Origin of the sequence: Herbiconiux liangxiaofengii (assembly GCF_041927335.1) — a bacterium.
GTDB lineage: Bacteria > Actinomycetota > Actinomycetes > Actinomycetales > Microbacteriaceae > Herbiconiux > Herbiconiux liangxiaofengii.
Map to the genome: position 1 here is coordinate 1 of NZ_JBHFHD010000008.1, position 23,230 is coordinate 23,230.

At 69.9% G+C, this 23,230-nt stretch carries 25 protein-coding genes; 11 read left to right on the plus strand and 14 right to left on the minus strand.

Features of this window, described 5'->3' with window-relative positions:
* Positions 1-97: 97 nt before the first annotated feature.
* On the minus strand, positions 98-2,176 hold the full coding sequence (gene glgX / locus ACEXOR_RS06465) for a glycogen debranching protein GlgX (RefSeq protein WP_374848625.1): 2,079 nt from the start codon (positions 2,174-2,176) through the stop codon (positions 98-100).
* 82 nt (positions 2,177-2,258) lie between these two features.
* Here glgX and ACEXOR_RS06470 point away from each other — a divergent pair, with 82 nt between their 5' ends.
* A complete protein-coding gene (locus tag ACEXOR_RS06470) occupies positions 2,259-2,738 on the plus strand; it encodes a pyridoxamine 5'-phosphate oxidase family protein (RefSeq protein ID WP_374848626.1) in 480 nt (159 codons plus the stop codon).
* A gap of 68 nt (positions 2,739-2,806) precedes the next feature.
* On the opposite strand, the gene ACEXOR_RS06475 is transcribed toward ACEXOR_RS06470, so the two are convergent.
* The 3 genes from ACEXOR_RS06475 to ACEXOR_RS06485 all read right to left on the minus strand — a co-directional run bounded on the left by ACEXOR_RS06475 (position 2,807) and on the right by ACEXOR_RS06485 (position 3,818).
* Positions 2,807-2,932, minus strand: a complete 126-nt coding sequence (locus tag ACEXOR_RS06475; RefSeq protein ID WP_374848628.1) for a hypothetical protein — start codon at positions 2,930-2,932, stop codon at positions 2,807-2,809.
* Positions 2,925-3,083, minus strand: coding sequence for a hypothetical protein (locus ACEXOR_RS06480; protein WP_374848629.1), 159 nt, complete (start codon positions 3,081-3,083; stop codon positions 2,925-2,927). Before ACEXOR_RS06480 ends, ACEXOR_RS06475 begins: the two co-directional genes overlap by 8 nt.
* A 72-nt stretch (positions 3,084-3,155) precedes the next feature.
* Entirely contained in the window at positions 3,156-3,818 is a 663-nt protein-coding gene (locus ACEXOR_RS06485; protein ID WP_374848630.1) for a type 1 periplasmic-binding domain-containing protein, read from the minus strand.
* A 168-nt stretch (positions 3,819-3,986) separates the two neighbouring features.
* Between ACEXOR_RS06485 and ACEXOR_RS06490 the strand changes: the two genes are divergently transcribed.
* From ACEXOR_RS06490 to ACEXOR_RS06505, 4 genes are all read left to right on the plus strand, one after another.
* A complete protein-coding gene (locus ACEXOR_RS06490) occupies positions 3,987-5,204 on the plus strand; it encodes a HupE/UreJ family protein (protein WP_374848631.1) in 1,218 nt (405 codons plus the stop codon).
* 219 nt (positions 5,205-5,423) lie between these two features.
* Positions 5,424-7,412: a purple acid phosphatase family protein gene (locus ACEXOR_RS06495; protein ID WP_374848632.1), complete on the plus strand. Its 1,989-nt coding sequence runs from the start codon at positions 5,424-5,426 to the stop codon at positions 7,410-7,412.
* A gap of 104 nt (positions 7,413-7,516) precedes the next feature.
* Positions 7,517-8,611, plus strand: coding sequence for a WxL protein peptidoglycan domain-containing protein (locus ACEXOR_RS06500; RefSeq protein ID WP_374848633.1), 1,095 nt, complete (start codon positions 7,517-7,519; stop codon positions 8,609-8,611).
* 87 nt (positions 8,612-8,698) lie between these two features.
* Entirely contained in the window at positions 8,699-8,974 is a 276-nt protein-coding gene (locus tag ACEXOR_RS06505; protein ID WP_374848634.1) for a hypothetical protein, read from the plus strand.
* Positions 8,975-9,135: 161 nt separating this feature from the next.
* On the opposite strand, the gene ACEXOR_RS06510 is transcribed toward ACEXOR_RS06505, so the two are convergent.
* Genes ACEXOR_RS06510 through ACEXOR_RS06530 form a run of 5 tightly spaced genes read right to left on the minus strand, consistent with a single transcriptional unit; the run spans position 9,136 to position 12,537 of the window.
* Positions 9,136-9,738, minus strand: a complete 603-nt coding sequence (locus tag ACEXOR_RS06510; RefSeq protein WP_374848635.1) for an arsenate reductase/protein-tyrosine-phosphatase family protein — start codon at positions 9,736-9,738, stop codon at positions 9,136-9,138.
* 4 nt (positions 9,739-9,742) lie between these two features.
* Positions 9,743-10,639, minus strand: a complete 897-nt coding sequence (locus ACEXOR_RS06515) for a TetR/AcrR family transcriptional regulator (RefSeq protein WP_374848636.1) — start codon at positions 10,637-10,639, stop codon at positions 9,743-9,745.
* A gap of 19 nt (positions 10,640-10,658) precedes the next feature.
* Positions 10,659-11,384 carry a hypothetical protein gene (locus ACEXOR_RS06520; protein ID WP_374848637.1) on the minus strand — a complete coding sequence of 242 codons (726 nt, stop codon included), beginning with the start codon at positions 11,382-11,384 and terminating at the stop codon, positions 10,659-10,661.
* Positions 11,381-12,016 (minus strand): signal peptidase I, encoded by a 636-nt coding sequence (locus ACEXOR_RS06525; protein ID WP_374848638.1) that lies wholly within the window; start codon positions 12,014-12,016, stop codon positions 11,381-11,383. Before ACEXOR_RS06525 ends, ACEXOR_RS06520 begins: the two co-directional genes overlap by 4 nt.
* Positions 12,013-12,537: an alternate-type signal peptide domain-containing protein gene (locus ACEXOR_RS06530; RefSeq protein WP_374848639.1), complete on the minus strand. Its 525-nt coding sequence runs from the start codon at positions 12,535-12,537 to the stop codon at positions 12,013-12,015. Before ACEXOR_RS06530 ends, ACEXOR_RS06525 begins: the two co-directional genes overlap by 4 nt.
* Before the next feature lie 171 nt (positions 12,538-12,708).
* Between ACEXOR_RS06530 and ACEXOR_RS06535 the strand changes: the two genes are divergently transcribed.
* Complete coding sequence (locus ACEXOR_RS06535) at positions 12,709-13,227, plus strand: MarR family winged helix-turn-helix transcriptional regulator (RefSeq protein WP_374848640.1); 519 nt, start codon at positions 12,709-12,711, stop codon at positions 13,225-13,227.
* Complete coding sequence (locus tag ACEXOR_RS06540; RefSeq protein ID WP_374848641.1) at positions 13,214-13,681, plus strand: MarR family winged helix-turn-helix transcriptional regulator; 468 nt, start codon at positions 13,214-13,216, stop codon at positions 13,679-13,681. The genes ACEXOR_RS06535 and ACEXOR_RS06540 overlap by 14 nt, the downstream gene beginning before the upstream one ends.
* 10 nt (positions 13,682-13,691) lie before the next feature.
* On the opposite strand, the gene ACEXOR_RS06545 is transcribed toward ACEXOR_RS06540, so the two are convergent.
* Genes ACEXOR_RS06545 through ACEXOR_RS06555 form a run of 3 tightly spaced genes read right to left on the minus strand, consistent with a single transcriptional unit; the run spans position 13,692 to position 16,724 of the window.
* Complete coding sequence (locus ACEXOR_RS06545) at positions 13,692-14,855, minus strand: hypothetical protein (RefSeq protein WP_374848642.1); 1,164 nt, start codon at positions 14,853-14,855, stop codon at positions 13,692-13,694.
* Entirely contained in the window at positions 14,852-16,057 is a 1,206-nt protein-coding gene (locus tag ACEXOR_RS06550; RefSeq protein WP_374848643.1) for an ATP-binding protein, read from the minus strand. Before ACEXOR_RS06550 ends, ACEXOR_RS06545 begins: the two co-directional genes overlap by 4 nt.
* A 7-nt stretch (positions 16,058-16,064) precedes the next feature.
* Positions 16,065-16,724 (minus strand): response regulator, encoded by a 660-nt coding sequence (locus tag ACEXOR_RS06555; RefSeq protein WP_374848644.1) that lies wholly within the window; start codon positions 16,722-16,724, stop codon positions 16,065-16,067.
* An 80-nt stretch (positions 16,725-16,804) separates the two neighbouring features.
* On the opposite strand from ACEXOR_RS06555, the gene ACEXOR_RS06560 reads away from it, so the two are divergent.
* Both ACEXOR_RS06560 and ACEXOR_RS06565 read left to right on the plus strand, forming a co-directional pair.
* Entirely contained in the window at positions 16,805-18,439 is a 1,635-nt protein-coding gene (locus ACEXOR_RS06560; protein ID WP_374848645.1) for a sensor histidine kinase, read from the plus strand.
* Positions 18,440-18,472: 33 nt separating this feature from the next.
* Positions 18,473-19,642, plus strand: a complete 1,170-nt coding sequence (locus ACEXOR_RS06565; protein ID WP_374848646.1) for a GGDEF domain-containing protein — start codon at positions 18,473-18,475, stop codon at positions 19,640-19,642.
* Between the two features lie 4 nt (positions 19,643-19,646).
* Here ACEXOR_RS06565 and ACEXOR_RS06570 read toward each other — a convergent pair whose 3' ends face one another.
* The gene (locus tag ACEXOR_RS06570; protein ID WP_374848648.1) at positions 19,647-20,303 is read right to left on the minus strand and encodes a hypothetical protein; all 657 of its coding nucleotides are present in this window, start codon (positions 20,301-20,303) and stop codon (positions 19,647-19,649) included.
* A 102-nt stretch (positions 20,304-20,405) separates the two neighbouring features.
* Between ACEXOR_RS06570 and ACEXOR_RS06575 the strand changes: the two genes are divergently transcribed.
* Together ACEXOR_RS06575 and ACEXOR_RS06580 are read left to right on the plus strand one after the other, a co-directional pair.
* A complete protein-coding gene (locus tag ACEXOR_RS06575) occupies positions 20,406-21,854 on the plus strand; it encodes a glycosyltransferase family 2 protein (RefSeq protein ID WP_374848650.1) in 1,449 nt (482 codons plus the stop codon).
* Entirely contained in the window at positions 21,851-22,255 is a 405-nt protein-coding gene (locus ACEXOR_RS06580) for a hypothetical protein (RefSeq protein WP_374848651.1), read from the plus strand. The genes ACEXOR_RS06575 and ACEXOR_RS06580 overlap by 4 nt, the downstream gene beginning before the upstream one ends.
* Here the strand turns inward: ACEXOR_RS06580 and ACEXOR_RS06585 are convergent.
* Positions 22,225-23,199, minus strand: coding sequence for a response regulator transcription factor (locus ACEXOR_RS06585; RefSeq protein WP_374848652.1), 975 nt, complete (start codon positions 23,197-23,199; stop codon positions 22,225-22,227). The two genes, ACEXOR_RS06580 and ACEXOR_RS06585, sit on opposite strands and share 31 nt — an antisense overlap.
* Between the last annotated feature and the right edge of the window lie 31 nt (positions 23,200-23,230).

Genomic DNA, 23,230 nt, shown 5'->3' on the forward strand with positions numbered 1-23,230 from the left:
CTTCCTCCCCCCCCCCCTCCCCCCCCCCTTCCGTGTTCCTCTCCTCTCCCCCCCCCCCCCCCCTCCACCCCCCCCCCCCCCCCCAACTCGGCGCAGCCTAGGCGCGGGAGCGGAGAAGCGTGAACGAGCCCCCCGAGGCGATGAGCGTGGTGACGGGGGCGACCACCTGCTGATCGGGGTCGCTGGAGAGCGCCAGCTCCCACTCGGCGCCCGGCGCATCCGGAACCTGGAACTCCACACCGTTCTCGGCCGCGTTCAGCAGCAGCGCGAAGCTGTCGTCGCCCTCGTGCTCGAACACCAGCGTGATGGTGCGGGCGTTGGGGTTGTCCCAGTCGTGGTCGGCGAACTCCTTGCCGTCGCTGCGCACGGGAACCACGGTGTCGCCCGCGATCTCCTCGGGCACGTCGGCATCGGGCGCCTGACGGAACCACTGCGGCCTGAGCGCCGGGCTCTCGCGACGCAGCGTGAGCAGCGAGCGGGTGAACTCCAGCAGCGACTCGTCGGCGGCCGCCCAGTCGAACCACGACACCTCGTTGTCCTGGCAGTAGGCGTTGTTGTTGCCGCCCTGGGTGCGGCCCAGTTCGTCGCCCCCGAGGATCATCGGCACGCCCGCCGAGAGCAGCAGCGTGGCCATCAGGTTGCGGCGCTTGCGATCGCGGCGCGCGTTCACGGCCTCGTCGTCGGTGGGGCCCTCGGCGCCGCCGTTCGAGGAGCGGTTGTCGCTCTCGCCGTCCTTGCTGTCCTCGCCGTTCTCGGCGTTGTGCTTCTGCGCGTACGAGGTGAGGTCGGCGAGGGTGAAGCCGTCGTGCGCCGTGATGAAGTTCACGCTCGACAGCGGCGAGCGCCGGTCGGCCTCGTACACGTCGGGCGAGCCGAGGATGCGCTGCGCGACGGTTCCCAGCACCGTGTCGGCGCCGTTCCAGAAGTCGCGCACGTCGTCGCGGAACTTGCCGTTCCACTCCGACCAGTCGGCCGGGAACCCGCCCACCTGGTAACCCGCGGTGTCCCACGGCTCGGCGATCATCTTCACCGGCGCGAGCACCGGGTCCTGCTGGATGAGCGTGAGGAAGGCGCTGTGCAGCTCCGCGTCGCCGCCCTGCCGGGTGAGCGTGGTGGCGAGGTCGAAGCGGAACCCGTCGACGTGCATCTCGGTCACCCAGTACCGCAGCGAGTCCATGATCAGCTGCAGCGCGGCCGGGTGGCTCACGTTGAGGCTGTTGCCGGTGCCGGTGGTGTCGAAGTAGTGCTGCTCGTCGCCCTGCACCAGCCGGTAGTACGCCGCGTTGTCGATGCCCTTGAGGCTCAGCGTGGGGCCGAGGTCGTTGCCCTCGGCGGTGTGGTTGTACACCACGTCGAGGATGACCTCGAGGCCGGCCGCGTGGAACGCCTTCACCATCGCCTTGAACTCGTCCACCAGCTCACCGCCCGGCGTCACGGCGCCGCGCGAGGCGTACTCGTTGTGGGGCGCGAAGAAGCCGATCGAGTTGTAGCCCCAGTAGTTGCGCAGGCCCTTCTCCTCGAGGTGGCTGTCCTGCACGAACTGGTGCACGGGCAGCAGCTCCACCGAGGTGACGCCGAGGTCGGTGAAGTGCCTCAGCGCGGCCGGATGCGCGAGGCCCGCGTAGGTGCCGCGCAGTTCCTCGGGCACACCCGGGTGCAGCTTCGTGAAGCCCTTCACGTGGGTCTCGTAGATCACCGTGTCGGCGAGCGGGATGCGCGGCGCGCGGTCGCCGGCCCAGTCGAACGTGCTGCCCTCCGGCCCCGAGGTCACCACCGAGCGCGGGGAGGCCGGCGCGGAGTCGCGGTCGTTGCGCGCCTCGGGGTCGCCGAGCTCGTGGCCGAACAGGCTCTCGTTGCGGCTGTAGTCGTAGCCGCCCTCGATGGCGGTGGCGTACGGGTCCAGCAGCAGCTTGTTCACGTTGTGACGAAGGCCCCGTGCCGGATCCCACGGTCCGTCGACCCGGAGTCCGTAGCGGGTGCCGACGCCGAGGTCGTCGACGAAGCCGTGGAAGACGTGACCGGTGCGCTCGGCGAGCATCGTGCGGGTCTCCTCCCCGCCGTCGTCGAAGGTGCTGACGTACACGGCGTCGGCGGTCTCGCTGTAGACGGCGGCGTTCGCGCGCCCGTCGACGAAGCTGATTCCGAGGGGGTACGGGAGGGAGCGGGGTTCGGGCATGGTGTCCTGATTCTCGTGCGCGGGCTGTCCTCCAATGAAGACACGCGAGCCGAAATCCGCCAACAGCAGTACGGTCACGGGCATGACTGAGAAAAGCGACATCGAGACCCTTGCGGAGCTCGTGAAGAAGTTCCGCTTCGCCATGCTGACGACGGTCGACGACCAGGGGCAGCTGGTCGCGCATCCGCTCACCGTGCAGGAGGCCGAGTTCGACGGCGACCTCTGGTTCATCGTGGGCGCCCACGCCTCATCGCTGGAGAACCTGCTGGTGAACCCGAGCGCCGGCGTCTCACTGAGCTCGAACGACGCCTGGGTGTCGCTCACCGGCACCGCCGGCGTGGTCGACGACCGGGCGAAGGTGAAGGAGCTGTGGGGCTCGACCCTCGAGGCCTGGTTCCCCGAGGGCCCCGACGACCCGAACGTGCGACTGCTGAAGTTCGCCGCCGACGGCGCCGAGTACTGGGACAGCCCCGGCGGCAAGGTCGCCACCCTGTTCAGCCTGGTGAAGTCGAAGGTCACCGGCGAGACCTACGAGGGCGAGAACGCCAAGATCGAGCTGTAGCCGCCCTTCGCCCCGGTTGACGGATGCGGGCCCCCGTCTCACGACGGGGGCCCGTTCTCGTGGGCGGTCTAGCCCGAGGGGTTCTCGACGGGGGTTCCGTCGGCCTCGGTGCCGTCGTCGAGGTCGACGTCGTCGGGCTTGGCGACCTCGGTGTCGATGTCGTCGGGGGCGTCGTCGTGGCGGGGGTCAGTCATCCTGGTCACCGCTGTCCTGGGCTCCACCGCCGGAGACGGTGTCCTCACCGGGCTCCGAGGTGCTGCCATCGGAGCTCGAGCCGTCGGGCAGGTCTTCGGCGCGCTTCTTCTCCTGCTCGCTGACGTCGGTCGATCCGTCGTTGTCGGTCATAAGGCATCCTCTCTCTTCGGTGCTCGGTCGTTCCCGACCCTATGACCATCCCTTCGGATGCGCCCGCGACGCTCAGTCGATCCAGAGCACGATGCCGGTGTCGCCGTGCAGCACGGCCGCAACCCCCGCGCGCACGGCGGCGGCGCAGCGCTCGGCCGTGAAGCTCGCGGGGTCGTACTGCGAGGCCGCGCCCAGGCCCTCACCCCGGAAGGCCGCCCCCGTCCAGTCGACCGAGGTGACGTTCTCGGTGGGCTCGGCGAGCTCGGCCCCCACCACGAGGAAGAGCTGATCGAGGTGGCTGGGCGTCACCGCGGCGAGCGGGTCGATCAGGTCGTTGCCCGCGCTGATGATGAGATCGGGATGCAGGTCCATCGCCTCGACCACCGAGTCGATCGGATGCTCGCCCACCGGAACCTCCCGCAGGTCGACGTCGTCGGCCGCGGCCCAGTCGCGCACCGCGTCGGTGAGGGTGGCCACCTCGGGCTCGTCGCCGGAGTGCAGCAGCACCACGCGGAACCCGGGCGAGGGGCGCACGTCGTCCCACGAGCCGGGTGCGGGATCGATGGTGGCCTCGGGGCTCGGCGGGTCGGTGGGCAGGAACCCCTCCCCGAGGGCCCCGATGGCCGTCGGCGCCGGATGCGGCTGACTCCAGTCGCTCGAGGCGCAGCCGGCCAGGAGCGCGGCGGCCAGCAGGGAGACGACGGTCGTCGCGAGGATTCGCGGGCGCGGGCGCAAGGGGATTCGTCCTCCGGGAGCAGGCAGCGGGTGGGGCGGCTCAAGCCTGGCCCAGCGGATGGCGGCCCATCCTCCCCACCGCCGACTGTTCCCGCGACGTTCTCCTCGGGTCGGGCATCCGTTCACCGCTCGGCGACAGCCTGATCGACGCCGAACGGAAGGGCGACCATGGTCACGAGAACGACGAGAACCGCACTGCTGATAGTGGCGGCGGGACTCGGCCTGCTGAGTCTGGCCGGCGCACCCGGCGCCGCATCCGCCCACGGTTTCTCGTCGGTGGTGCTCGCCGACCTGTCGACCGACGACACGGGGCTGCATGCGGAGCTGAAACTCGAGTACGACCTGCTCGTGGTGTCGGCCGCCGATGCCGAGGGCGACGACCCGCTCTTCCAGGCGGGCACAGCGGCCTTCGAGGCGGGCGACCCCGTGGCCGAGGCGGCGGCGCTGGAGGGCCACGTCGACTCGGTGCTGGCCTACGTTCAGGATCGCTTCACCGTCACGTCACCCTCGGGCACCGCCTGCGAGCCCTCGGTGGCCGGGCCGATCACGATGACCGAGGAGGAGGGCGCGCCGTACGCGGTGCTCCCGCTCGACCTCGCCTGCCCCGACGAAGGCGACGGGCACGTCATCCGCTCGGAGCTCTTCCCCGACTCCGAGCAGTACGTCACCGGCACCAAGACGATCGTGTCGTACGACATCGACGGCCGCACCGGCAGCGCCTCGCTCGATGCCGCGCAACCCTCGTTCTCCACCGAGCAGAGCGTGCTGGAGCGGTTCTGGGAGTTCTTCCACCTGGGGGCGGAGCATCTGCTCACCGGCATCGACCACATCCTGTTCCTGCTGGCGCTGATCGCGGGGTCGCGACGGCTGCGGGAGGTGGTGCTCGCGGCGACGGCGTTCACCATCGCGCACTCGATCACGTTCATCCTGGCGGCGACGGGGCTCGTCTCGGTTCCGGCCGAGATCATCGAGCCCGTGATCGCCATCTCGATCTCGATCGTGGCGGCCTGGTACCTCTGGCGGCTCTGGCGGCGGGGCGAAGCCGCCACCGAGCTCGATTCCACCAGCGGACCGCTCGGGCTCGACCGTGCCGGCTGGCTGCGACTCGTGGTGGTGTTCGCCTTCGGGCTGGTGCACGGCCTCGGCTTCGCCAGTGCGCTCGGCATCGACCAGCCCTGGTCGTGGACGCTGCTCTGGTCGCTGCTGGTGTTCAACGTGGGAATCGAGGCGGTGCAGCTCACCATCATCGCCATCGTGTTCCCGCTGCTGGTGCTGCTGCGGCGGCGCGCGCCCCGGGTGGGGCTCTGGGCCACGGGGGCCCTGGCCGTCTCGGTCACGGTGGCCGGGCTCGTCTGGTTCGTGCAGCGCATCCTCGGTGTGGGTTGAGTGGGTGTGGGTTGAGGGGGGTGGCGGATGCGCGGGCACAGGGGCGAGAGAATTCTGCAGTTCGTGAAGCAATCTCACGAACCTGAGAATCTGCCCAGAACCATTCCTTGCCCGGCCACGCCTACGGAAGTCGCCGTTCACGTCGAGTTCTCCACACCGGCGGAACATCACTCTCGCCCACGCTCCGTGGGAGACCCTCGATCACGAGAACGGATGAGAATGTCTTCTCTCACTGCATCTGCACGACCCCGGCGCGCGGCCACCCGCGCGACCGCGTGGCTTGCGGCAGCTGCGCTCTGCACCTCGGCCCTGGTGGGCGCCCTCGCGGCCACCCCGGCTCACGCCGCCGATACGGTCACCTCGACCGGCATCATCCTCGGCGTCGGCGCAGACGAATCACAGCGCATCGTCACCTGGTACACCTCCGCCGACACCACCCAGGCCGTTCAGCTGGCCCCGACCGCTTCGGTGAGCAACGGCCAGTTCCCGGCCACCGCCTCCACCTTCTCGGCCCTCGGCACGGCGAACATCGCCACCAGCGGCGGATTCAACCGTCACGCCACCATCACCGGCCTGAAGGAGAACACCGCGTACTCCTACCGGGTCGGTTCGGAGGGCGCCTGGTCGGCCACCTACTCCTTCTCCACCCAGACCTTCGACGGCGACTACGACTTCCTGTTCTACGGCGACCCGCAGATCGGCTCGTCGGGCAACCTCGCGAAGGATCAGGCCGGCTGGACCGACACGCTCGACGTGTCGCTGGCCGCCAACCCCAACGCCGAGCTGCTCGTGTCGGGCGGCGACCAGGTCGAGACCGCCAACACCGAGACCCAATGGGACGCGTTCCTCGCTCCCGACAAACTGCGCCAGTACCCCTGGGCCGCCACCATCGGCAACCACGACGTGGGTGGAAAGGCGTACGAGCAGCACCTGTTCACGCCGAACACCGACCGTTCGGCCGCGTACTACTCCAACGGCCAGCCGACCTCGAACACCTCGGGCGGCGACTACTGGTACATCTACAAGGACGTGCTGTTCATCGACCTCAACAGCAACAGCTACAAGACCTCGCAGGGCGGGGGCGGAGACGACGCCCACGTGGGCTACGTCACCGACGTCGTGAACCAGCACGGTGCCGAGGCCAAGTACACCGTGCTCGTGTACCACCACTCGATCTACTCGCCGGCCTCGCACGCGAAGGACGCCGACAACAAGCAGCGCAAGATCGACTTCCCCACCGTGTTCTCGAACCTCGGCGTCGACCTGGTGCTCCAGGGCCACGACCACAGCTACTCGCGCAGCTACGAGATCAAGAACGGCGCCAAGGCGAACCCGGATGAGCAGCCCGGCCAGAACGAGGTCTACCCCGGCCCCGGCGGCGTCATCTACGTCACCGCAAACTCGGCCTCCGGCTCGAAGTACTACGACATCACCGCGCCCGACTCGAGCGGCACGTCGGGAGCCGGGAACGGCGCCGACCCGCTGAACCCGCAGAGCTACTGGTACAACTCGGTGCAGAACCAGGAGCACGTGCGCAGCTACGTCAAGGTGCAGGTGAAGAAGGACCAGCTCGTGGTCGAGAACATCCGCAGCGGCACGTGCGACGCCCCCAACGCCGCCGTCGAGCTCGGCAACGAGGCGTGGTGCGGGCCGGACAGCGGCGCCACCCCGGCCCAGCCGGTCGGCTCCGTGGTCGACGCCGTCACCATCCACCAGAACCACGGTGACAACCAGGAGATCGCGGTGACCGTGCCCACGGCCGCCCCCGGCGAGTTCGGCTGGAAGATCGACGGCCGCAACACGCTCGTCGACCTCGGCACCGCCACCGACCACGACGGCGACTACTTCGAGGCGAGCGGTCAGATCAACCCGATCGTCGTCACCGACACCCGCCAGTCGCTCTCGCCGTGGTCGATCTCGGCCTCGGTCGGCGACTTCCGCGACGGCACCGACACGTTCTCGGGTAAGTACCTCGGCTGGACGCCGAAGGTGATCGAGCAGGGTGCCGGAGCCACCGCGGGAGCGGCGATCCCGTCGGGTTACGAGGCAGGCAAGGGCCTGTCCGTCTCCCGCGGACTGTCGTTCGCCGACGCCGGTCACGAGCGCGGCACCGCCAAGGTGGGCGCCGACCTGGAGCTGAAGATCCCGTCGCTGGTCGACCCGGGCAGCTACCGCGCCACCCTCACCCTCACCGCACTCAGCAGCTGAGGCCCTCCGGATGACCGGGTGGGGTGGGAGCGACCGCTCCCGCCCCACCCGGCATCTCGCACCACCCGCCCCGCACGACCCACCCTCTCCCCCCGAGGATCACCATGACCACCACCCCGGCCCGCTCCGCCCGCGCCCTCTCCTCGTTCGCCGCCTCCGTCGCGGTGACCGCGCTCGTCGCCCTCGGGCTGCTGATCGCCCCCGCGGGCATCGCCCACGCCGCCGACGGCGACGCCGACTGGGCCGTGCGCACGGCGACGAACGACCAGGGGTCGGATCGCACCAGCTACAGCTACGCCCTCGACCCCGGAACCTCGGTCGAGGACACCCTCGTGGTGGTGAACCACGGCGCCGAGGCCCTCGATCTCGGTGTGTACGCGGCCGACGGCTACACCACCGACAGCGGCCAGTTCGACGTGGTGGTCGGCGGAGCCGAGTCGACGGCCGTGGGGGCCTGGCTGCACTCGGCCAACCCCACCGTGCACCTCGAGCCGGGCGCCACCGCCGACCTGCCGTTCACCCTCACCGTGCCCGAGAACGCCACCCCCGGCGACTACGCGGGTGCCATCGTCACCTCTCTGGCACAGACCGACGACGCGCAGGGCATCAACGTCGACCGCCGACTGGGCATCAAGGTCTCCCTGCGCATCGGCGGCGACCTCACCCCGGGGCTCGCCGTCGAGAACATGCACGTCGACTACGACGGCGGCTGGCTGCCCTTCGTGGCCGGTGACGCGACGGTGGGCTACACCCTGCACAACACCGGCAACGCCGTGATCACGGCCGAACAGGCCGCCGGGGTCTCCGGACCGTTCGGCTGGTTCCAGGCCGACGCGGAGGCCATCCCGGCCGCGCCGCAATTGCTTCCCGGCGAATCGTGGACGGTGAGCGTGCCGGTCTCTGGCGTGCCGCCGCTGTTCCTGCTCACCGCCACCGCCACGGTCGCGCCGGTGGTGCTCGACGCCTCGGGTTCGACCACGAGCCTCGACCCGGTGTCGGCCGAGGCCACCGGATGGGCCGTGCCGTGGACGCTCGTGATCACGGGGCTCGTGGTGCTCGCCCTGGTCGCGGCCGCCATCGTGCTGCGCCGACGCGGTCGCGCCGCCCGCGCGGCCCGCGAGGACGCCCGCGTGAAGCAGGCCGTGGAGAAGGCACTCGCCACCGCGGGGGCCGGCCCAGGGGCCACCTCCGGGGAGTGAGACTGGGCCGCCCGCGCGGCCCAGTCACTCGTTCGAGGTACAAGGGGTGAGGCGTGAACCCCGGAGTGTGCCTATGATGTCCGCACCATGACTGAACAGATCCACCCCAATGGAGGGGAGCCCGCCGAGGGCGCGGTCGACGCCTTCCGCATCGACGTCGACACCATCCGGCCCGGCGTGCTCGCCGAGCCGGGCTCCGTCGGCCGGCACCATCCCAAGGGGCGGTTCTATCGGCCAGAGCTCTATTCGACCCGCGAGAAGGTGCTCGGCAGCTTCGAGTTCAAGGCCGGGATGATCGTGGTGCTCGTGGCCACCGCCGGCGCCCTGCTCGCTCTCGCCGTGGGATCGGGCGCCATCCTGTAGCAGCCGGCCGCTTGTCCCCCGAAAGGGGACAACCGAGAAGGCCCCGCTCGTCGATAGCCTTGCATGAACCCGAAATCACCGGCCGACGCGCTCGACTCCCCACCCGACAGCGCGCAGGCCGGTGTTTCGGTGTTTCAGGGGTGGTTCCCGACGGATGCGCGTCAGCCGCGGAAGGCGTTCGCCGCAACGCGCAGAACATGGGCGGCCCGCTCGGCCGCCGGCACCAGCTGGGCGGCCGAACGCTCGTAGGCCTCATCGCTGCGCCGGTAGGGATCGACGATGTCGTCGTCGCCGGCCGACACCGCGAGACCCTGCTGGCCCTTCCGCGAAGCGACCAGCGCGACGGCCTCGGCGAGCGCCGCCCGCAGTGACGGCGCCCCGGCAGCCGCGTCGGCGATGACGGCGTCGTCGAGCTCGCCGGAGAGCCGTTCGAACTCGCGAAGGGTGAAGGTCACCGACACCTTGCGCGGCACCAGCTCCACGATCTCGCGGCGGTGGCTGCGCGACATGGCGAACACCAGATCGGCGTCGGCCACGTACTGCTCGACGAGATACCGTGCCCGGTGTGAGCTGGGGTCGCCGCCGAAGCGCTGCGACAGGGCGGCGGCCTGCTCGGTCATCGGGTCGCCCTCGCCGGCGTAGGTTCCCGCACTCGCGAAGGCCAGGGCGGGAAGGTCGGCGAGACGGGCGCGCAGCACCTGCTCGGCCATCGGCGATCGGCAGATGTTGCCGGTGCACACGGTCAGAACGGAGAAGTCGGCCACGCCTCTACGCTAGCGGCTCGACGCTGCCGGGCCCCGCGGCGGCGCCCGCCTCCCGGGATGCGGCCACCGCACGCAGGCTCGCCATGGCGGCGTCGGCGTCGTAGTCGGGGTCGTCCTCCAGGAAGTGCTCCAGCACCGCGAGCAGGGTGACGGCGGGCAGGGCCCACTCCGGGTCGTCGGACGAGATGGTGGCCGGCCCCCGGTACACGGCGTCGACGATGCCCGGGTTGCCGAGGTGGCGGAGACCGAGGCCCTCCACCACGGCCGAGATGACGGTGGCGTACGGCCGGTAGTCGTCGTTCCACTCCGGCTTCAGCCGGTAGCCCAGCACCTGCGAGAACTCGCGATGGAAGACGGCCATCCGCTCGATGAACTCCGTGCTGCCGGTGCGCAGGGCCCGCTCGATCTCCTCCCGGGCGGCCCAGTCGAGATGGCTGAGCAACGTGGCCGACAGCCCGACGTACGACTGCCAGGCCACCGACGCGATCACGGCACGGTAGTTGTGCTCCAGAGCCACCCGCGTCACCTCGTACATCACCTTCTTGCGGTTCGACGACGTGCCGAGCACCTCGATGTTGTCGAACAGGATGCGCTCGCTCAGCGCGAGCGTCGCGTCGTCGGTGAGCTTGTTCGAGGTCTCCTTGGCGATCTCGATCAGCAGCTCGGTGACGAACGCCTCCTTGGAGTCCCAGAGCCGGTAGGTCGAGCTGCGCGGCACACCCGCCTCACGGATCAGGTCGTCCATCACGATGTGCTCGAAGCCGATGGTGAGCCCGATGCCCTCCACCCGCTCCATCGCCACGTCCAGCACGCGGCGGCGCACCTCGGATGCCCGGATGCGAGACCGCCTGCGTTGCGAGTCGGCGTAGTCCGCCGACTCGTCGTCGAGCTCTTCGGCCACTGCGCATACCCCCTTGCGATCAGTGTGCCGCCCGCGTTCTCGGGGCGGCACGTCGTCTCCAGGATAGTGAGTCGCCATGCCGCCACCCACATATCACCTGGAGCAGCGTCAGCACACCCCCCATTACTGTCGCCAGCCCACCCACGAACCATGCTCCGGCGGGGGCCGTCATCCCGGTGGCCGCGAGCGCACCACCCGCCTCGGCACCCGCCGCGTCCGTCGGCACGACGGCCGCCTGCAGCACGAGGCTCACGGGCGTCTCGAGCCGCTGCAACTCGGGCCCGGCCGACGCCGGCAGCGCGACGCCGACGTTCACGGCGAGCGCGTTCCCGGCGCGCACCTCTCCCTCCACCTGGAGCGAATCGGCCGCGGCGCCCGACTCCTTGACGTCGACCGCCCGTTCCCCCGCTGTCGACAGCCGCACCACGAGGGCCGTCCACAGCGGATCGGTGGCCCGGCCGCTGAGCCCCACCCCCAGACGGATGCCCTCCCCCGACGAGTTCCGCACCCGCACCCGCACCTGCACCTCGAGTGCGTCTCCCGGCACGAACCGGTGCTCCGACGGAATCAGGGCGACCGGCCCCTGCCCCCAGGCGCCACCGTCGACGCTCACCTCCACCACCGGCCCGGTCTCCACCCCCGGCGCCGCCGCGGCCGGCCCCGCCCACCCCAGCAGCACACCGGCCGCCACCAGCACCGCCGCGACGACGCCCACCCGCCGCCGGCCGGCCGCGCCGGGCCTCATGGCGACGCCCCCGCATCAGTCGCCGACGATTCGGGGCGAGCCCCGACAGACCCCCTCGGTCCCCGGTGCCGACCGGGCCGGCCCACCCGTCGCCGGGCCCGCAGAGCCCCACCCCACATGATCGCCGCGTACAGGAGGAGGCCGCCCACCACCACCGGCACGACCACGGAGCGCTGCCCTCCGGTGAGGGCCGAGTTCAGCCGGCCCAGCAGCGGCACGTGATACCAGAGCACGCCGCGGAGCTGCTCCGGGCGCACCGGATCGAGGTCGTCGGCCCCGTTCGCATCGCCGCGGAGCCGGAACGACCGCTCCCCCGAGCCGTCGACCCCCACCCCCACCACACGGTGCGTGACGACCGCCGGCCGGCCCGACTCCACCTGATAGGTGACGATGTCGCCCACCCGCACGGCCGCCGGATCGACCGGCCGCACCACCACCAGCTCCCCGGGCGGCAGCACCGGCTCCATCGACCCCGTGAGAACCGTGTAGGCCGAGGCTCCCGCCAACCGCGGCAGCACCACGAGAAGCAGCAGCACCGCCGTCGTCACCCCCAGCGCCAGCCACCCGCCGACCCGCCCGGCCCGGCGCGCCCACCCGCGCCGAGACCCGAGCGAGCCGACGGAACCGGTCACGGCGTGGTCTGCTCGAGTGCGAGCTCGAAGTCGTTCAGCGAGAGCGTGGTGCCCATTCCCTCGGTGAGCGGTGTGGACTCCGGGAACTCGAAGGTGAGCACGACCGGGTGCAGCGTGGTGCCGTCGACGTGGCCCAGGTCGTAGGTGAGCGACTGGGTGAACGTGGTGTCGACCCCGAGGGTGATCTCGAGGTACGGAGCGAGATCGCCACCGATGTCGGCCGTGTCGGCCACCAGCTGGGCCTGCAGGTTCTTGCCGTCGCCCTCCACCACGGCGGTAGCGGTGTACTGCACCACGTCTCCCGGCACGATCTCGTCGAACTCGGGGTCGAACGTGGTGGGGGTGCCGGAGGAGATGTCGCTCCACTGACCACCGGTGATGTCGAGCGAGAGATGCCCGGCCGTGATCGTGCCACCGGCGACGGTGGCCTGGTCGGACCACAGGGCGAAGGTGCCCGCCCCACCGGCCAGCAGAACGGCCGCGGCTCCCGCCGCCACGGCGCCTTTTGCTACTCTGTTCATGATGAATCCCCATTTCTCCTGGCGGGGTCGCCACCGAGTGAGCACCCCCTGGACTCCGTACGGTACATGAGAAATCATCATTTTCTCCATCCCCCGTTCGGGGCGAAAAGAGATGGTGAGATCGGTCTAATTGTTAGCCCGACTAGTAAAGAGTTGGTCTACGGTTAAGGGATGACCACGAATCCCCCCGATTCGGCGCCTCACTACTGGTACGGAGATGACGCCGAACGCGACAGGAGCGTCTCGGTGCTCGAGGCGATGCGCACCTTCCGCGCCGCCGAGTCGGCGATGCGTCGGCGGTCGCAGGAGTCGATGGGCATGGGCGAGAACGACTTGATCGCCATGCGCTACCTCCTCCGGGCCTCCGAACAGGGCAAGTCCGTCGGCCCCAAGGAGCTCGCCCAGTACCTCGGCATCACCAGCGCCTCGATCACGGTGCTTCTGGATCGCCTCGAGAAGAACGGCCACATCCACCGCGAGCCGAGCCCGTTCGACCGGCGCGCCCTGATCATCGTTCCCACTGTTCCGAAAGACGCGATCGAGGCCGCCACCCTCGGTGACGTGCGGCCCGAGCTCGTCGACGTGGTCGAGCGACTCACCCCCGACGAAGTGAACGTCATCATCGGCTTCCTCACCGAGATGCGCGAGGCCGTCGATCAGGTCGACGCCCACGTCGATGACCGGACCTGACGAGGTCGCCTCGCCGAAGAACGCCGAGGTGATCGCCGAGCTCCGCTCGTATCGCGCGGCCGAGGAGGCCATGCGCCGCCGCACGCGCGAGTCGATGAAGATGGGCGAGAACGACCTCACCGCCCTGCGATTTCTTCTGAAGGCCCAACGCGACGGCACCGTCGTGACCCCGGGCGACCTGGCCGACCATCTGGGCATGAAGTCGGCATCCGTCACCGTGATGCTCGACCGCCTCACCAAGTCGGGCCACCTCACCCGCATGCCCCACCCGAGCGACCGCCGCAGCCTCGCGGTGGTGGCCACGATCGGCGGCGACGCCGAGGTGCGCGACACCCTGGGCGCGATGCACTCCCGGATGATGGAGGTGGCGCGCACCCTCGACGACCACCAGGCCGCCATCCTCAACCGATTCCTGCACGACGCGAGCGAGGCGCTCGACGCCCCCCTGGACTAGACGGCAGCGCTCAGGCCAAGCGCTGCAGATCGAAGTGCAGCAGCAGTTCGTCGCCCACGACCTCGTCGCTCGCGGTGCTCATCATCAGCCGCATCATGCGCAGGAACGGGAGGGTCTCCGTGCGCAGCGCCCGCACGTCGTCGCTGGAGGTGCGGATCATGCCGAACCGGTCGGACTCCCCCTCGAGCAGCTCGAACACGAGCGTGCCCGGGCGGCGGTGCGGCGACTCCTGAAGCGCCTTCAGCACCGAGCGGATGGTGGCCCGGTCGTCCTCGTGCAACCGCAGCGACAGGCCGCTCTCGTCGATCAGCACATCGACCAGGTCGCCGAGCGAGTCGACGGGGCGCGAGGCGGCGATCGCCGCCTGCAGGGAGGCCGCCAGCTCGGCGGCGCGTGCCCGGTCGTCGGCGGTGAGCTCCCCCGCTCCGCGCAACCGGGCCAGGTACGGCACCACGTCGGAGCGCACGTCTCCGACGGCGCCGATGCCGTCGTCGTCGATGAAGGCGCGGCGGAGTGACTCGAACTGCACGTCGCGCGCCTCGGCCTGCGCCAGCCGCTCGCCGTAGATGCCGATGAGCAGCGTGCGGGCGTAGCCCACGGCCCCGAGACCGAAGGCCAGCACGGGCGCCGCCGCCACCACCACCGTGACGGGAACGGGCACGGACTGCAGGGGGCTGAAGAACACGTGCAGGAGCGCGAGCACCGCGGCCAGCGCGGTGGAGATGCCGGTGTAGAAGCCCAGTTCGGTGTAGGCGCGGAACGGGGCTGCCGCCATGAGCACGAGGGCGAGCGTGATGAGCCCCCAGTCGTCGCGCACCACGGAGTTCGAGCCGAGCGAGCCGAACGAGCTCAGCACCGTCGCCACCGCCACGAGGGCGAAGCCCGTGACGAACCGGTCGCTGGAGAGCCCCTGCCCGAAGTCGAACGCGCACCGGATGATCCACCCGTAGCCGGCCACGAGGGCCACGAGCCCGGCCACGGCGAGGGGCCACGACGACACCTGCTCCGTGGTGGTGAGGGTGATGCCCACAGCCGTGACGAGAGAGACCGCCGCCACGACGATCAGGAACCCGCGAGCGCTGATCACCGCCAAAGGATCGAGGTCGAGAGCCGTGGTGCCGCGCGGAGGAAGAACGGGCGGATGCGGCGGCCGCCGGCCGGGCACCGCGCTCACGACCGGCCCACCGGAACCGTCATGAACACCGCGGTACCCGTGCCGGGCCGCGACCAGATCTGCACCGACCCGCCCACCTCGGAGATGCTGTCGACCACGGCGAGACGGAGTCCGACCGTGTCGTCGCCCACGGCGTCGACGTCGAACCCCGCTCCCGAGTCGGAGATCATCACGCTGATCTCGGGCCGGCTGGAGTACACGGCGATCTCCGCATCGCTCACGCCGGCGTGCCGCAGCACGTTGTCGAGGCACTCCCCGATGGCACGTTCGAGGTTGCGCATCACCGCGGCGCGCAGATCGTTCACCGCTTCGACGTCGCCGGTGATGCGGATGCGCAATCCCTTCTGCTCGGCCGTGCGCACCACGGCGATGAGCAGGGGCACCGACGACAGCGACCGCGTGGCGGAACCGCCGATGTCGGGGCCGGTGAGCACCTGGCTCGCATCCGTGAGGTTCAGCAGATCGCGGTCGATGGCCTGGAGCGTGCTCTCGGGCAGCGGCCCGGCCGGGGTGGCGGCGATGGCCCGGAGATCGGCGAGCACGGTGTCGCCGAGCCAGTCGGTGGCGCGGGCGGTGAACCGGGCCCGCGCCAGATCGCCCTCCTCGGCGAGCGCCGAGCCGAGCATCTGGATCGTTCCGCGGGCGGCCTCGCGCCGGCCGAACCAGAGGGCGGTGACGAACAGCGACAGGGTGACGAAGGCGGCGAGCACCGGCACGTCGACGGCCAGACGCATACCGTTCTGGGCCGCGGCGACCAGAACGAGCCCCGGGCCGCTGATGAGCGCCACCAGCCCGAGCGCCAGCGAGCGCGCCAGCGACCTCGCGGCCACTCCGGCCACCAGCACGGCGAACTCGGGCATCGACAGCAGCACGAAGTCGCTCGCCGGCGCGTTCGCACCGGAGTCGGCCAGGGTGACCCCGATCACCACCATCGCGTAGGCGTAGAGGGCTACGCCGGCCACCACGGTGTAGATCACGGCGCGCAGATGGTTCGCCGTGGCCAGCGCGGCGGCCACCCCGAGCCCCACCACCACGAGGGCCAGGATGCCGAGTAGGAGGTCGGTGCGCCCCGTTACGGGGATGAACAGGGCCGCGATCACCGCGGTGGCCGTGAGGAACACGACGGCGAGGGCCGTCGCCGATCTCGCCAGGGCCCGGCTGGTGGCCACGCCGTCGACGTCGGTGGCGATCTGCAGCGTCATCGCGCGCTCACGCGAGGTAGCCGTCCTCGGCCGCGCGCAGCATGAGGTCCTGCTTGCGATCGGCCTGGCGGCCCTCCGACGCGTACTGCTGGCGCACCCGCTCGAGGGCGTTCTTCACCGCCTGGATGTTCGTGCCGAGGATCATCGCGACCTCCACGGGACTGTGGCCGGAGGCGTACAGCCGCAGCGTCTCCTCCTCGTCGTCGCTGAACCGGACGCTCGATGGGGAGCCGCGCCTGGGCAGTGCAGGCTCGTCCCAGGGCACCGCCCCGCTCACCGGCCCGCCCGGCACGAGCACGCTCCGCAGCACCGACAGCAGTTCCTCGGCCGGCCGCGACTTCGACACGAACGCCGCCGCCCCGGCGTCGAGCGACCGCCGCACGTTCTCGGGCGCGTCCAGCGCGCTGAGCACCACCACCGGGGCGCCCACCGAGCGGCAGATCCGGATGCGCGCCTCGAGCGAGATGGGCTCCTTCAGCTGCAGATCCATCAGCACCACCTGCGGCGGGAAGGCCGGATGGCGGGCGAGGTCGATCCACGAGGTGGCCGTGGCCACCACCGACACGTCGTCGGCGTGGGCGGCGAACCAGCCGGAGAGTCCGTCGAGGATGAGCTCGTGGTCGTCGACGATGCCCACCGTGTGCACGGTTCCGCTGTTCACCATCATCGCCAGACCCCCTCGCGATGCTATCGGGCGCACTCCGGAGCGTCCAATCCGGTGGCGCTTTCTGCCTGTACTCTCAACACATGAGCAGGGGAGCCGATTCCACCGAGGCGGAACGGCGCTCCCGGATGAATCGTGCGATCTTCCAGTCGCAGCTGCTGCTCTCGGCCGCAACGCTGCTTCTGGTCGTCGCGGCCTTCGTGTTCCAGCCGTCGTCGGTGGTCGACATCCGTTTCTTCGGCGGCGTCGCCGTGGTGTTCGCTCTCACCGGTGCAGCCGCGCTCATCCCGTGGGCCCGCTACGACCACACCTGGGCGGCGCTCCTGCCCCTGCTCGACATCGTGGCCATCATCGCCATCCGCGAGGGCAACCCCTCTCTCGGGGCAGGACTGCTCCTGGTGTTCCCCGTGATCTGGCTGGCCAGTCACTACGGGCTGCCCGGCGCGGTCACCGGCGTGGCCGGCTCCTCGGTGCTGCTCTGGGCCGTGGCGGCCGGTCGGGGCGAGGGCATCGGGCTCGGCAGCATCCCGGCTCTGCTGGTGCTGCCCACCACCCTCGCCTTCATCGCCACCACCACGCTCGCCACCTCCAGCCGCACCGCGGCACAGCGGGGCCTCCTGCGCCAGCAGGCCGGCCTGCTCGAGGTGGCGCTGCGCCGGGCCCGCCGCCAGGAGCAGACGCTCGACGAGGTGCTGAACGCGGTGACCTTCGGTGTGATCGCCTTCGACCGCACCGGCAAGGAGACGCTGATCAACCGGGCCCACCGGTCGGTGCAGGCGGAGTTCGGGCTGCCCGAGACCGCCGTGGATCAGCCGGTGCTGTACAAGCCCGACCGCACCACGCCGTACTCCGACGACGAGAAGCCGTTCCGCCGGGCCACCTCCGGGGAGCGCTACGACGAGCTCGTGGCCTGGCTCGGCGAGCCAGGCCAGCACCGCGTTGCGCTGTCGATCACCGCGAGACCGCTCACCACATCCGACGGCCAGCTCGACGGCGGAGTGCTGGTCTCGCGCGACATCACCAACGAGATCAACGCCATCCAGGCCCGTGACGACCTGGTCGCGTCGGTGTCGCACGAGCTGCGCACGCCCCTCACCTCCATCCTCGGCTACCTCGAACTCGCGCTCGACGACGAGACGCTCGACCCGTCGACCCGCTCCATGCTCGAGGTCGCCTCGGCCAACTCCGACCGGTTGCTGGCCCTCGTGGCCGACCTGCTCACCGCCGCCAGCGAGAAGGATCAGCAGATCGTGATGTCGTTCAGCGCCTGCGATCTCGGCGAGATCGTGACGCAGGCGATCGATGCGCACCGGCTCACCGCAGCCGAGCGCGGCATCGCGATCGAGAACCTGATCTCCGGCCCGGTGCCGCTCGAGGCCGACGGCTTCCGGCTGCGCCAGGTGGTCGACAACCTGCTCACCAACGCCATCAAGTACAACGTCGAGAACGGCAGGGTGTCGGTGGCGGCCACCCTCGCCGACGACGCCGTCGACCTGGCGGTGAGCGACACCGGCATCGGGCTGAGCGAGCTCGAGCAGTCGAAGCTGTTCGACCGCTACTTCCGCGCCGAGGGCGTGCGGCAGTCCACCATCCACGGATCGGGGCTCGGGCTCACCATCAGCCGCGACATCGTGCGCCGGCACGGGGGCGACCTCACCGTGGCCTCGACGGCCGGTATCGGCACCACGTTCACGGCCCGCATCCCGCGCTCGCGTTAGACTGCGTTCGCACCGCGTTCAGGGGAGATTGGTATGCAGCTCGACACCATCACGCTGCTGCTCGTGGCCAGTCTCGTGATCATGCTCTGCGGCATCTCGTTCATCCTGAACACCGCCATGCGCCGCAACGACGCCTCGGGGCGGTTGTGGAGCGTGTCGTTCCTCGGCGGCATGCTCACCGCGCTGGCCTACTCGGTCTGGGCGGTCACCCCTTCACTCTGGTGGGTGCTCGCCATCGGCAACTGCGCCTATGTCATCTCCATCGGCTCGCTCTGGGCGGGCGCCCGGGTGTTCAACGGCCGCCCGGGGCTGGTCTGGATCACGCTCGCAGCCGGCGGCGTGGTGGCCCTGCTCACCGCCGTCGAAGCGCCGAGCGGCAGCCAGTGGACGGGCTCCGCAGGCCTGTTCACGGGGGTGGCGTTGTTCGCCGGCCTCGGCGCCACCGAGACCATGCGAGCCCGGATGCGCCGCAATCTGAATGCGCGCGTGCTCAGCCTCTGCCTGTGGGTGGTCTGCGCCTACTATGTGCTCCGCGCCTCGATCTTCGTGAGCCTCGGCCCCGAGAGCGAGGTCTTCAGCTCGTACTTCGGAACGCAGTCCACGACGATGATCACCATCCTGCTGGTGCTGTTGAGCACCATCTCGCTGTCGATCCTGCAGGCCGAGCGATCCGGAGCCAGAGCCCTCGGCGACGTGACCGTGGGAGTGCACTCCGTGGTGGGTGTGCTGTCGGCGGCGTCGTTCCTCCAGCAGTGGGCCGACTGGATCGAGCGCTCCTCGTTCCACGACGAGCGCCTGGCGATGGTGGCGATGGACGTCGACAACCTGCCCCAGATGAACGTGGCCTTCGGCCGGGACTTCGGCGACCGGGCCATCCGCTCCGTCGCCCAGATCATCCGCCACCACGCGCCCACCAGTTCGCTTCTCGGCCACACCGGGGCCGGTCGCTTCGTGATCGTGGCGGTCGTGGGTACGGCGAACGACGCCGAGCAGCTGGCCATCCGCCTGCAGACCGCCCTGGTCGACGAGCCGATCGACCCGCAGCAGTCGCTCCGGGCCACCGCCAGCTTCGGCGTGGTCGACACCGATACGTTCGGTTACGGGCTGCCCGTGCTGCGGAGCGCCCTCGACCAGGCGGCCAGCGAGGCGCGCGCGCAGGGCGGCAACTCCATCGTGATCGGGCGGCAGAGCACCCCGGCCTGAGCCGTCAGCCCGCGGTGGGCGCGATAGCCACCGTGATGGTGTCGGAGGCGGTCTGCTTGGCGTAGTCGCTCGAGGTGGGTGCCGTCTGCAGCAGGATCTCGTAGGTGAACGACAGCGTCACCGAGGTGGCCGCCGGGTCGAGCGCCGGGAGGATGAACGTCTGGCTGTAGCTGTAGGGGCCCTTGATGTAGTAGCCCGGGGCCACCGACGCCTGGTCGGTGATGGGTGGGGGCGCCGTGAGCGAGCCCAGCGGGCCGCCGACGGCGGGGGTCACCGACACCCGCGAGAGGTAGAAGCTCTGACCGTCGTCGGTACCGAGCTTGCCGGTGAGCGAGAAGGTGATGGGCTTGTTCGCCTCGGCCGTCCACTGATCCATACTCAGCGTCGAGTAGTAGTCGATGGTGAGGGCGATGTCGCCGGCCTGCAGCTGGTGCTGGGCGGAGCCGGTGGCCAGCTCGTTCACCACCGGTGTGATGGTGGCCGTGGGGGTGGGCAGCACCGTCGGCGTGGGCGATGCGGTGGGGTCGTCGGTGGCGAAACGCGACTGGTCCCACGGCGCCGTTCCGCAGCCGCTCAGGCCGATCACGCCCGCGATGGCCAGGGCCGCGACTCCCGTCGCCCGTGCCGCCGCGATGCCGCTGCCGCGCCTCGAGAGTGCCATGCCCACGTCCTTACGTTCGATTGATGCAATCTTAAGGCGATCTTGACACGACCCTGGCGCATTGACTATCGAACGCTGGGGGCCGTGGTGGAGACTGAGGCCATGGCAGAGAACATCAACCCCTACGTCACCGATCGCACCGATGCCGGTGAGTACGGCGACGAGTTCGAGAACGACTTCATCGAATCGGTCGAGTCGCTCCCGAGCTACCGGCCCACCATCGGGTGCATCATCCCGGCCTACAACGAGGCCGAGTCGATCGCCGACGTGATCGAGTCCCTTCTCGGCCAGACGCGCCTGCCCGACGTCATCCACGTGGTGGTCAACAACACCACCGACGACACGGTGAAGATCGCCGCCCAGTACGCCGGCCCGCATCTGAAGGAGATCGACGGCATCGAGCAGTTCACCGAGGTGTACGTGCACGACATCGGCAAGAACAAAGACAAGAAGGTCGGCGCGCTCAACTACGGCTACCAGCTGGTCGAGGGCTGCGACTTCCTGCTGGGCGTCGACGGCGACACCACGGCTGCTCCGGATGCGGTCGAACGGCTCGCCGAGGAGATCACGTCCGACTCGCGCATCGGGGGCATCTCGGCCATCTTCTCCATCGACGAGAAGCCGATCAAGGGGTTCATCGCCAAGTTCCTGATCACCGGCCAGCGCTTCCAGTTCGCCGCCTTCAACATGCAGAACATGCTCAAGGGCCGCAACATGGCGGTGCTCGGCGGCCAGTTCTCGATCTTCAGCACCAAGGCGCTGCGCCAGATCATGGTCGAGAACCACCAGAACACCCCCTGGGTGAAAGACTCCGAGGTCGAGGACTCGCTGCTGTCGCTGCAGATCAAGAGCGCCGGCTACCTCACCAAGATCTCGGCGCAGGCCCGCGCCGACGTGGGCGGCATGACCACCATCCGCGGCCTCGACGGCCAGCAGGTGAAGTGGAACTTCGGCGCCATCGAGCTGATGTGGCCCGGGCAGCGCGGCGACACGAAGGGCCAGCCCTTCCACCCCAACCTCCGCCTGCGCTGGCTCGAGAACTTCTCGATGCTCACGAACCTGGTCACCCGCGTGCTGTTCGTGCTGCTGCTGCTCGCGTCGCTGTCGATCAGCGCGTTCGTGTTCTCGCCGATCTGGCTGCTGCCCCCGATCGTGGCCATCCTGCTGAACCTGCGCACCGCGCTGTCGATGCACGACCGCAGCGGCCGCGACATCTTCTTCGCCGTGGCCCTGTTCCCCGCCGAGATCTACATGTGGGTCAGGCTCGGGCACTTCATCCGCGCGTGGACGAAATTCCTCTCGCGCAAGCAGACCGACAACTGGGCCGCCCAGGCCAAGGCCGAGAAGGGCCGAGGCAACAGCTACCTCATCCCCTTCGTCGTCATCTTCCTCACCATCGCGGTGCTGGTGCTCGGCTGGTTCCAGCTCGACCCGTTCGTGCAGTCCACCATCCTCTGGATCGGCTGGCCGATCCTGGGCATCATCACCATCATCCAGACGCTGTCCATGGTCACCAAGGTTCTGCGCCGCTACCGCGGGTACAAGGTTTGACCCGCTACGTCGACCATGAGGCACTGATCTCACTGCTCAACTCGGTAGCAGACGACGACCGGCGAGGGCACTTCGTGCACGACTTCATCTCGATGTGGGAGACCCGCTCACAGCGCCTCATGAAGGCGCTCGGCGACCACGACTTCGAAGACGCCGACGTGGTGCTGCTGAGCATCCGGTCGTCGAGCACGATGCTGGGGGCCTGGCCGCTCGAGGCCATCGCCGGCATGATCCACGCCGCGGTGAAGGGCTTCGACCTGCAGGGCAGCCTTCGCCACCTGGCTCGGCTGAACGAGGTGGGCGGCGCCACCTGCCGAGAGCTCCTCGCGGTGCTCGACTCGATGCGCGCCGGCCCGCAGCCGGGCTCGCCTCAGTCGTTGTCGGAGGCCGCGAGCCGGTAACCGACTCCGCGCACCGTCTCGATCCACCGGGGGTTGGTGATGGAGTCGGCGAGCTTGCGGCGCAGGTTCGCCATGTGCACCTCGATGGCCCGCTTGTCGGCCTCGCTCACGAAGTGGGCGGTGACGTAGCTCTCGCCGCGCAGCAGCAGCGCCAGATCGGCCTTGCTGCGCACGCGGCGCTGGCTCTCCATCAGCGCGTTCAGCAGATCGAACTCGCTCCGGGTGAGGTCGATGGCGCGACCTTCCTTCTCGGCCAGGCGCATCTCGGAGTTCACGTGCAGGCCGTTGTGGTCGATCCAGCCGTCTTCGCGGTCGTAGGTCTTGCGGGCGGCAGGCTCGGCCACCGCCGCGACCGGCGCGAGGGGCTCGGGAGCCGCCACGGGGGCTCCCGCCGCCACCGGCTGGAGCGGCTGCGCACCCCCAGGCTGCGCCGTGTAGGGCTGCGCTGTGTAGGGCTGCGCTGTGTAGGGCTGAGCCGCGTAGGGCTGAGCGGCCACCGGCTGCGGCGCCACGACGGGCTGAGCCACGGGTGCCACCGGGCCCGAGCCGTCGGGGGCGAACACCTGGCGCGGCCGACGCATCATGGCCTCGACGCGCGCGCGGAGCTCGCGCGGGCGGAAGGGCTTGGTGAGGTAGTCGTCGGCGCCGGCCTCGAGGCCCTGCAGCGTGTCGATCTCCTCGTCGCGCGCGGTGAGCATCACGAGGTAGGTGTTGCTGAACGCCCGGATGCGCTTCGCGGCCTCGAACCCGTCGATGCCGGGCATGCTCACGTCGAGCGTGGTCACCATCGGGTCGTAGGCACGGACGGCCTGCACCCCGTCGAGCCCGTTGCCCGTCGCGATCACCTCGAAGCCGGCCTGTGTCAGCACCGTCTCGAGCAGATGCCTGATGTCGGCATCGTCCTCGATGATGACAGCGACCCGACGTTCCCCATGAGTGTCCATTGCCACGATGCTACCAACGGATCCGCGCGTG

Coding starts and splice junctions, on each gene's coding strand:
- glgX (WP_374848625.1), bottom strand. CDS start 2,176: ATGCCCGAACCCCGCTCCCTCCCGTACCCCCTCGGAATCAGCTTCGTC.
- ACEXOR_RS06470 (WP_374848626.1), top strand. CDS start 2,259: ATGACTGAGAAAAGCGACATCGAGACCCTTGCGGAGCTCGTGAAGAAG.
- ACEXOR_RS06475 (WP_374848628.1), bottom strand. CDS start 2,932: ATGACTGACCCCCGCCACGACGACGCCCCCGACGACATCGACACCGAG.
- ACEXOR_RS06480 (WP_374848629.1), bottom strand. CDS start 3,083: ATGACCGACAACGACGGATCGACCGACGTCAGCGAGCAGGAGAAGAAG.
- ACEXOR_RS06490 (WP_374848631.1), top strand. CDS start 3,987: ATGGTCACGAGAACGACGAGAACCGCACTGCTGATAGTGGCGGCGGGA.
- ACEXOR_RS06495 (WP_374848632.1), top strand. CDS start 5,424: ATGTCTTCTCTCACTGCATCTGCACGACCCCGGCGCGCGGCCACCCGC.
- ACEXOR_RS06500 (WP_374848633.1), top strand. CDS start 7,517: ATGACCACCACCCCGGCCCGCTCCGCCCGCGCCCTCTCCTCGTTCGCC.
- ACEXOR_RS06505 (WP_374848634.1), top strand. CDS start 8,699: ATGACTGAACAGATCCACCCCAATGGAGGGGAGCCCGCCGAGGGCGCG.
- ACEXOR_RS06520 (WP_374848637.1), bottom strand. CDS start 11,384: ATGAGGCCCGGCGCGGCCGGCCGGCGGCGGGTGGGCGTCGTCGCGGCG.
- ACEXOR_RS06530 (WP_374848639.1), bottom strand. CDS start 12,537: ATGAACAGAGTAGCAAAAGGCGCCGTGGCGGCGGGAGCCGCGGCCGTT.
- ACEXOR_RS06535 (WP_374848640.1), top strand. CDS start 12,709: ATGACCACGAATCCCCCCGATTCGGCGCCTCACTACTGGTACGGAGAT.
- ACEXOR_RS06540 (WP_374848641.1), top strand. CDS start 13,214: ATGACCGGACCTGACGAGGTCGCCTCGCCGAAGAACGCCGAGGTGATC.
- ACEXOR_RS06550 (WP_374848643.1), bottom strand. CDS start 16,057: ATGACGCTGCAGATCGCCACCGACGTCGACGGCGTGGCCACCAGCCGG.
- ACEXOR_RS06555 (WP_374848644.1), bottom strand. CDS start 16,724: ATGATGGTGAACAGCGGAACCGTGCACACGGTGGGCATCGTCGACGAC.
- ACEXOR_RS06560 (WP_374848645.1), top strand. CDS start 16,805: ATGAGCAGGGGAGCCGATTCCACCGAGGCGGAACGGCGCTCCCGGATG.
- ACEXOR_RS06565 (WP_374848646.1), top strand. CDS start 18,473: ATGCAGCTCGACACCATCACGCTGCTGCTCGTGGCCAGTCTCGTGATC.
- ACEXOR_RS06570 (WP_374848648.1), bottom strand. CDS start 20,303: ATGGCACTCTCGAGGCGCGGCAGCGGCATCGCGGCGGCACGGGCGACG.
- ACEXOR_RS06575 (WP_374848650.1), top strand. CDS start 20,406: ATGGCAGAGAACATCAACCCCTACGTCACCGATCGCACCGATGCCGGT.
- ACEXOR_RS06585 (WP_374848652.1), bottom strand. CDS start 23,199: ATGGACACTCATGGGGAACGTCGGGTCGCTGTCATCATCGAGGACGAT.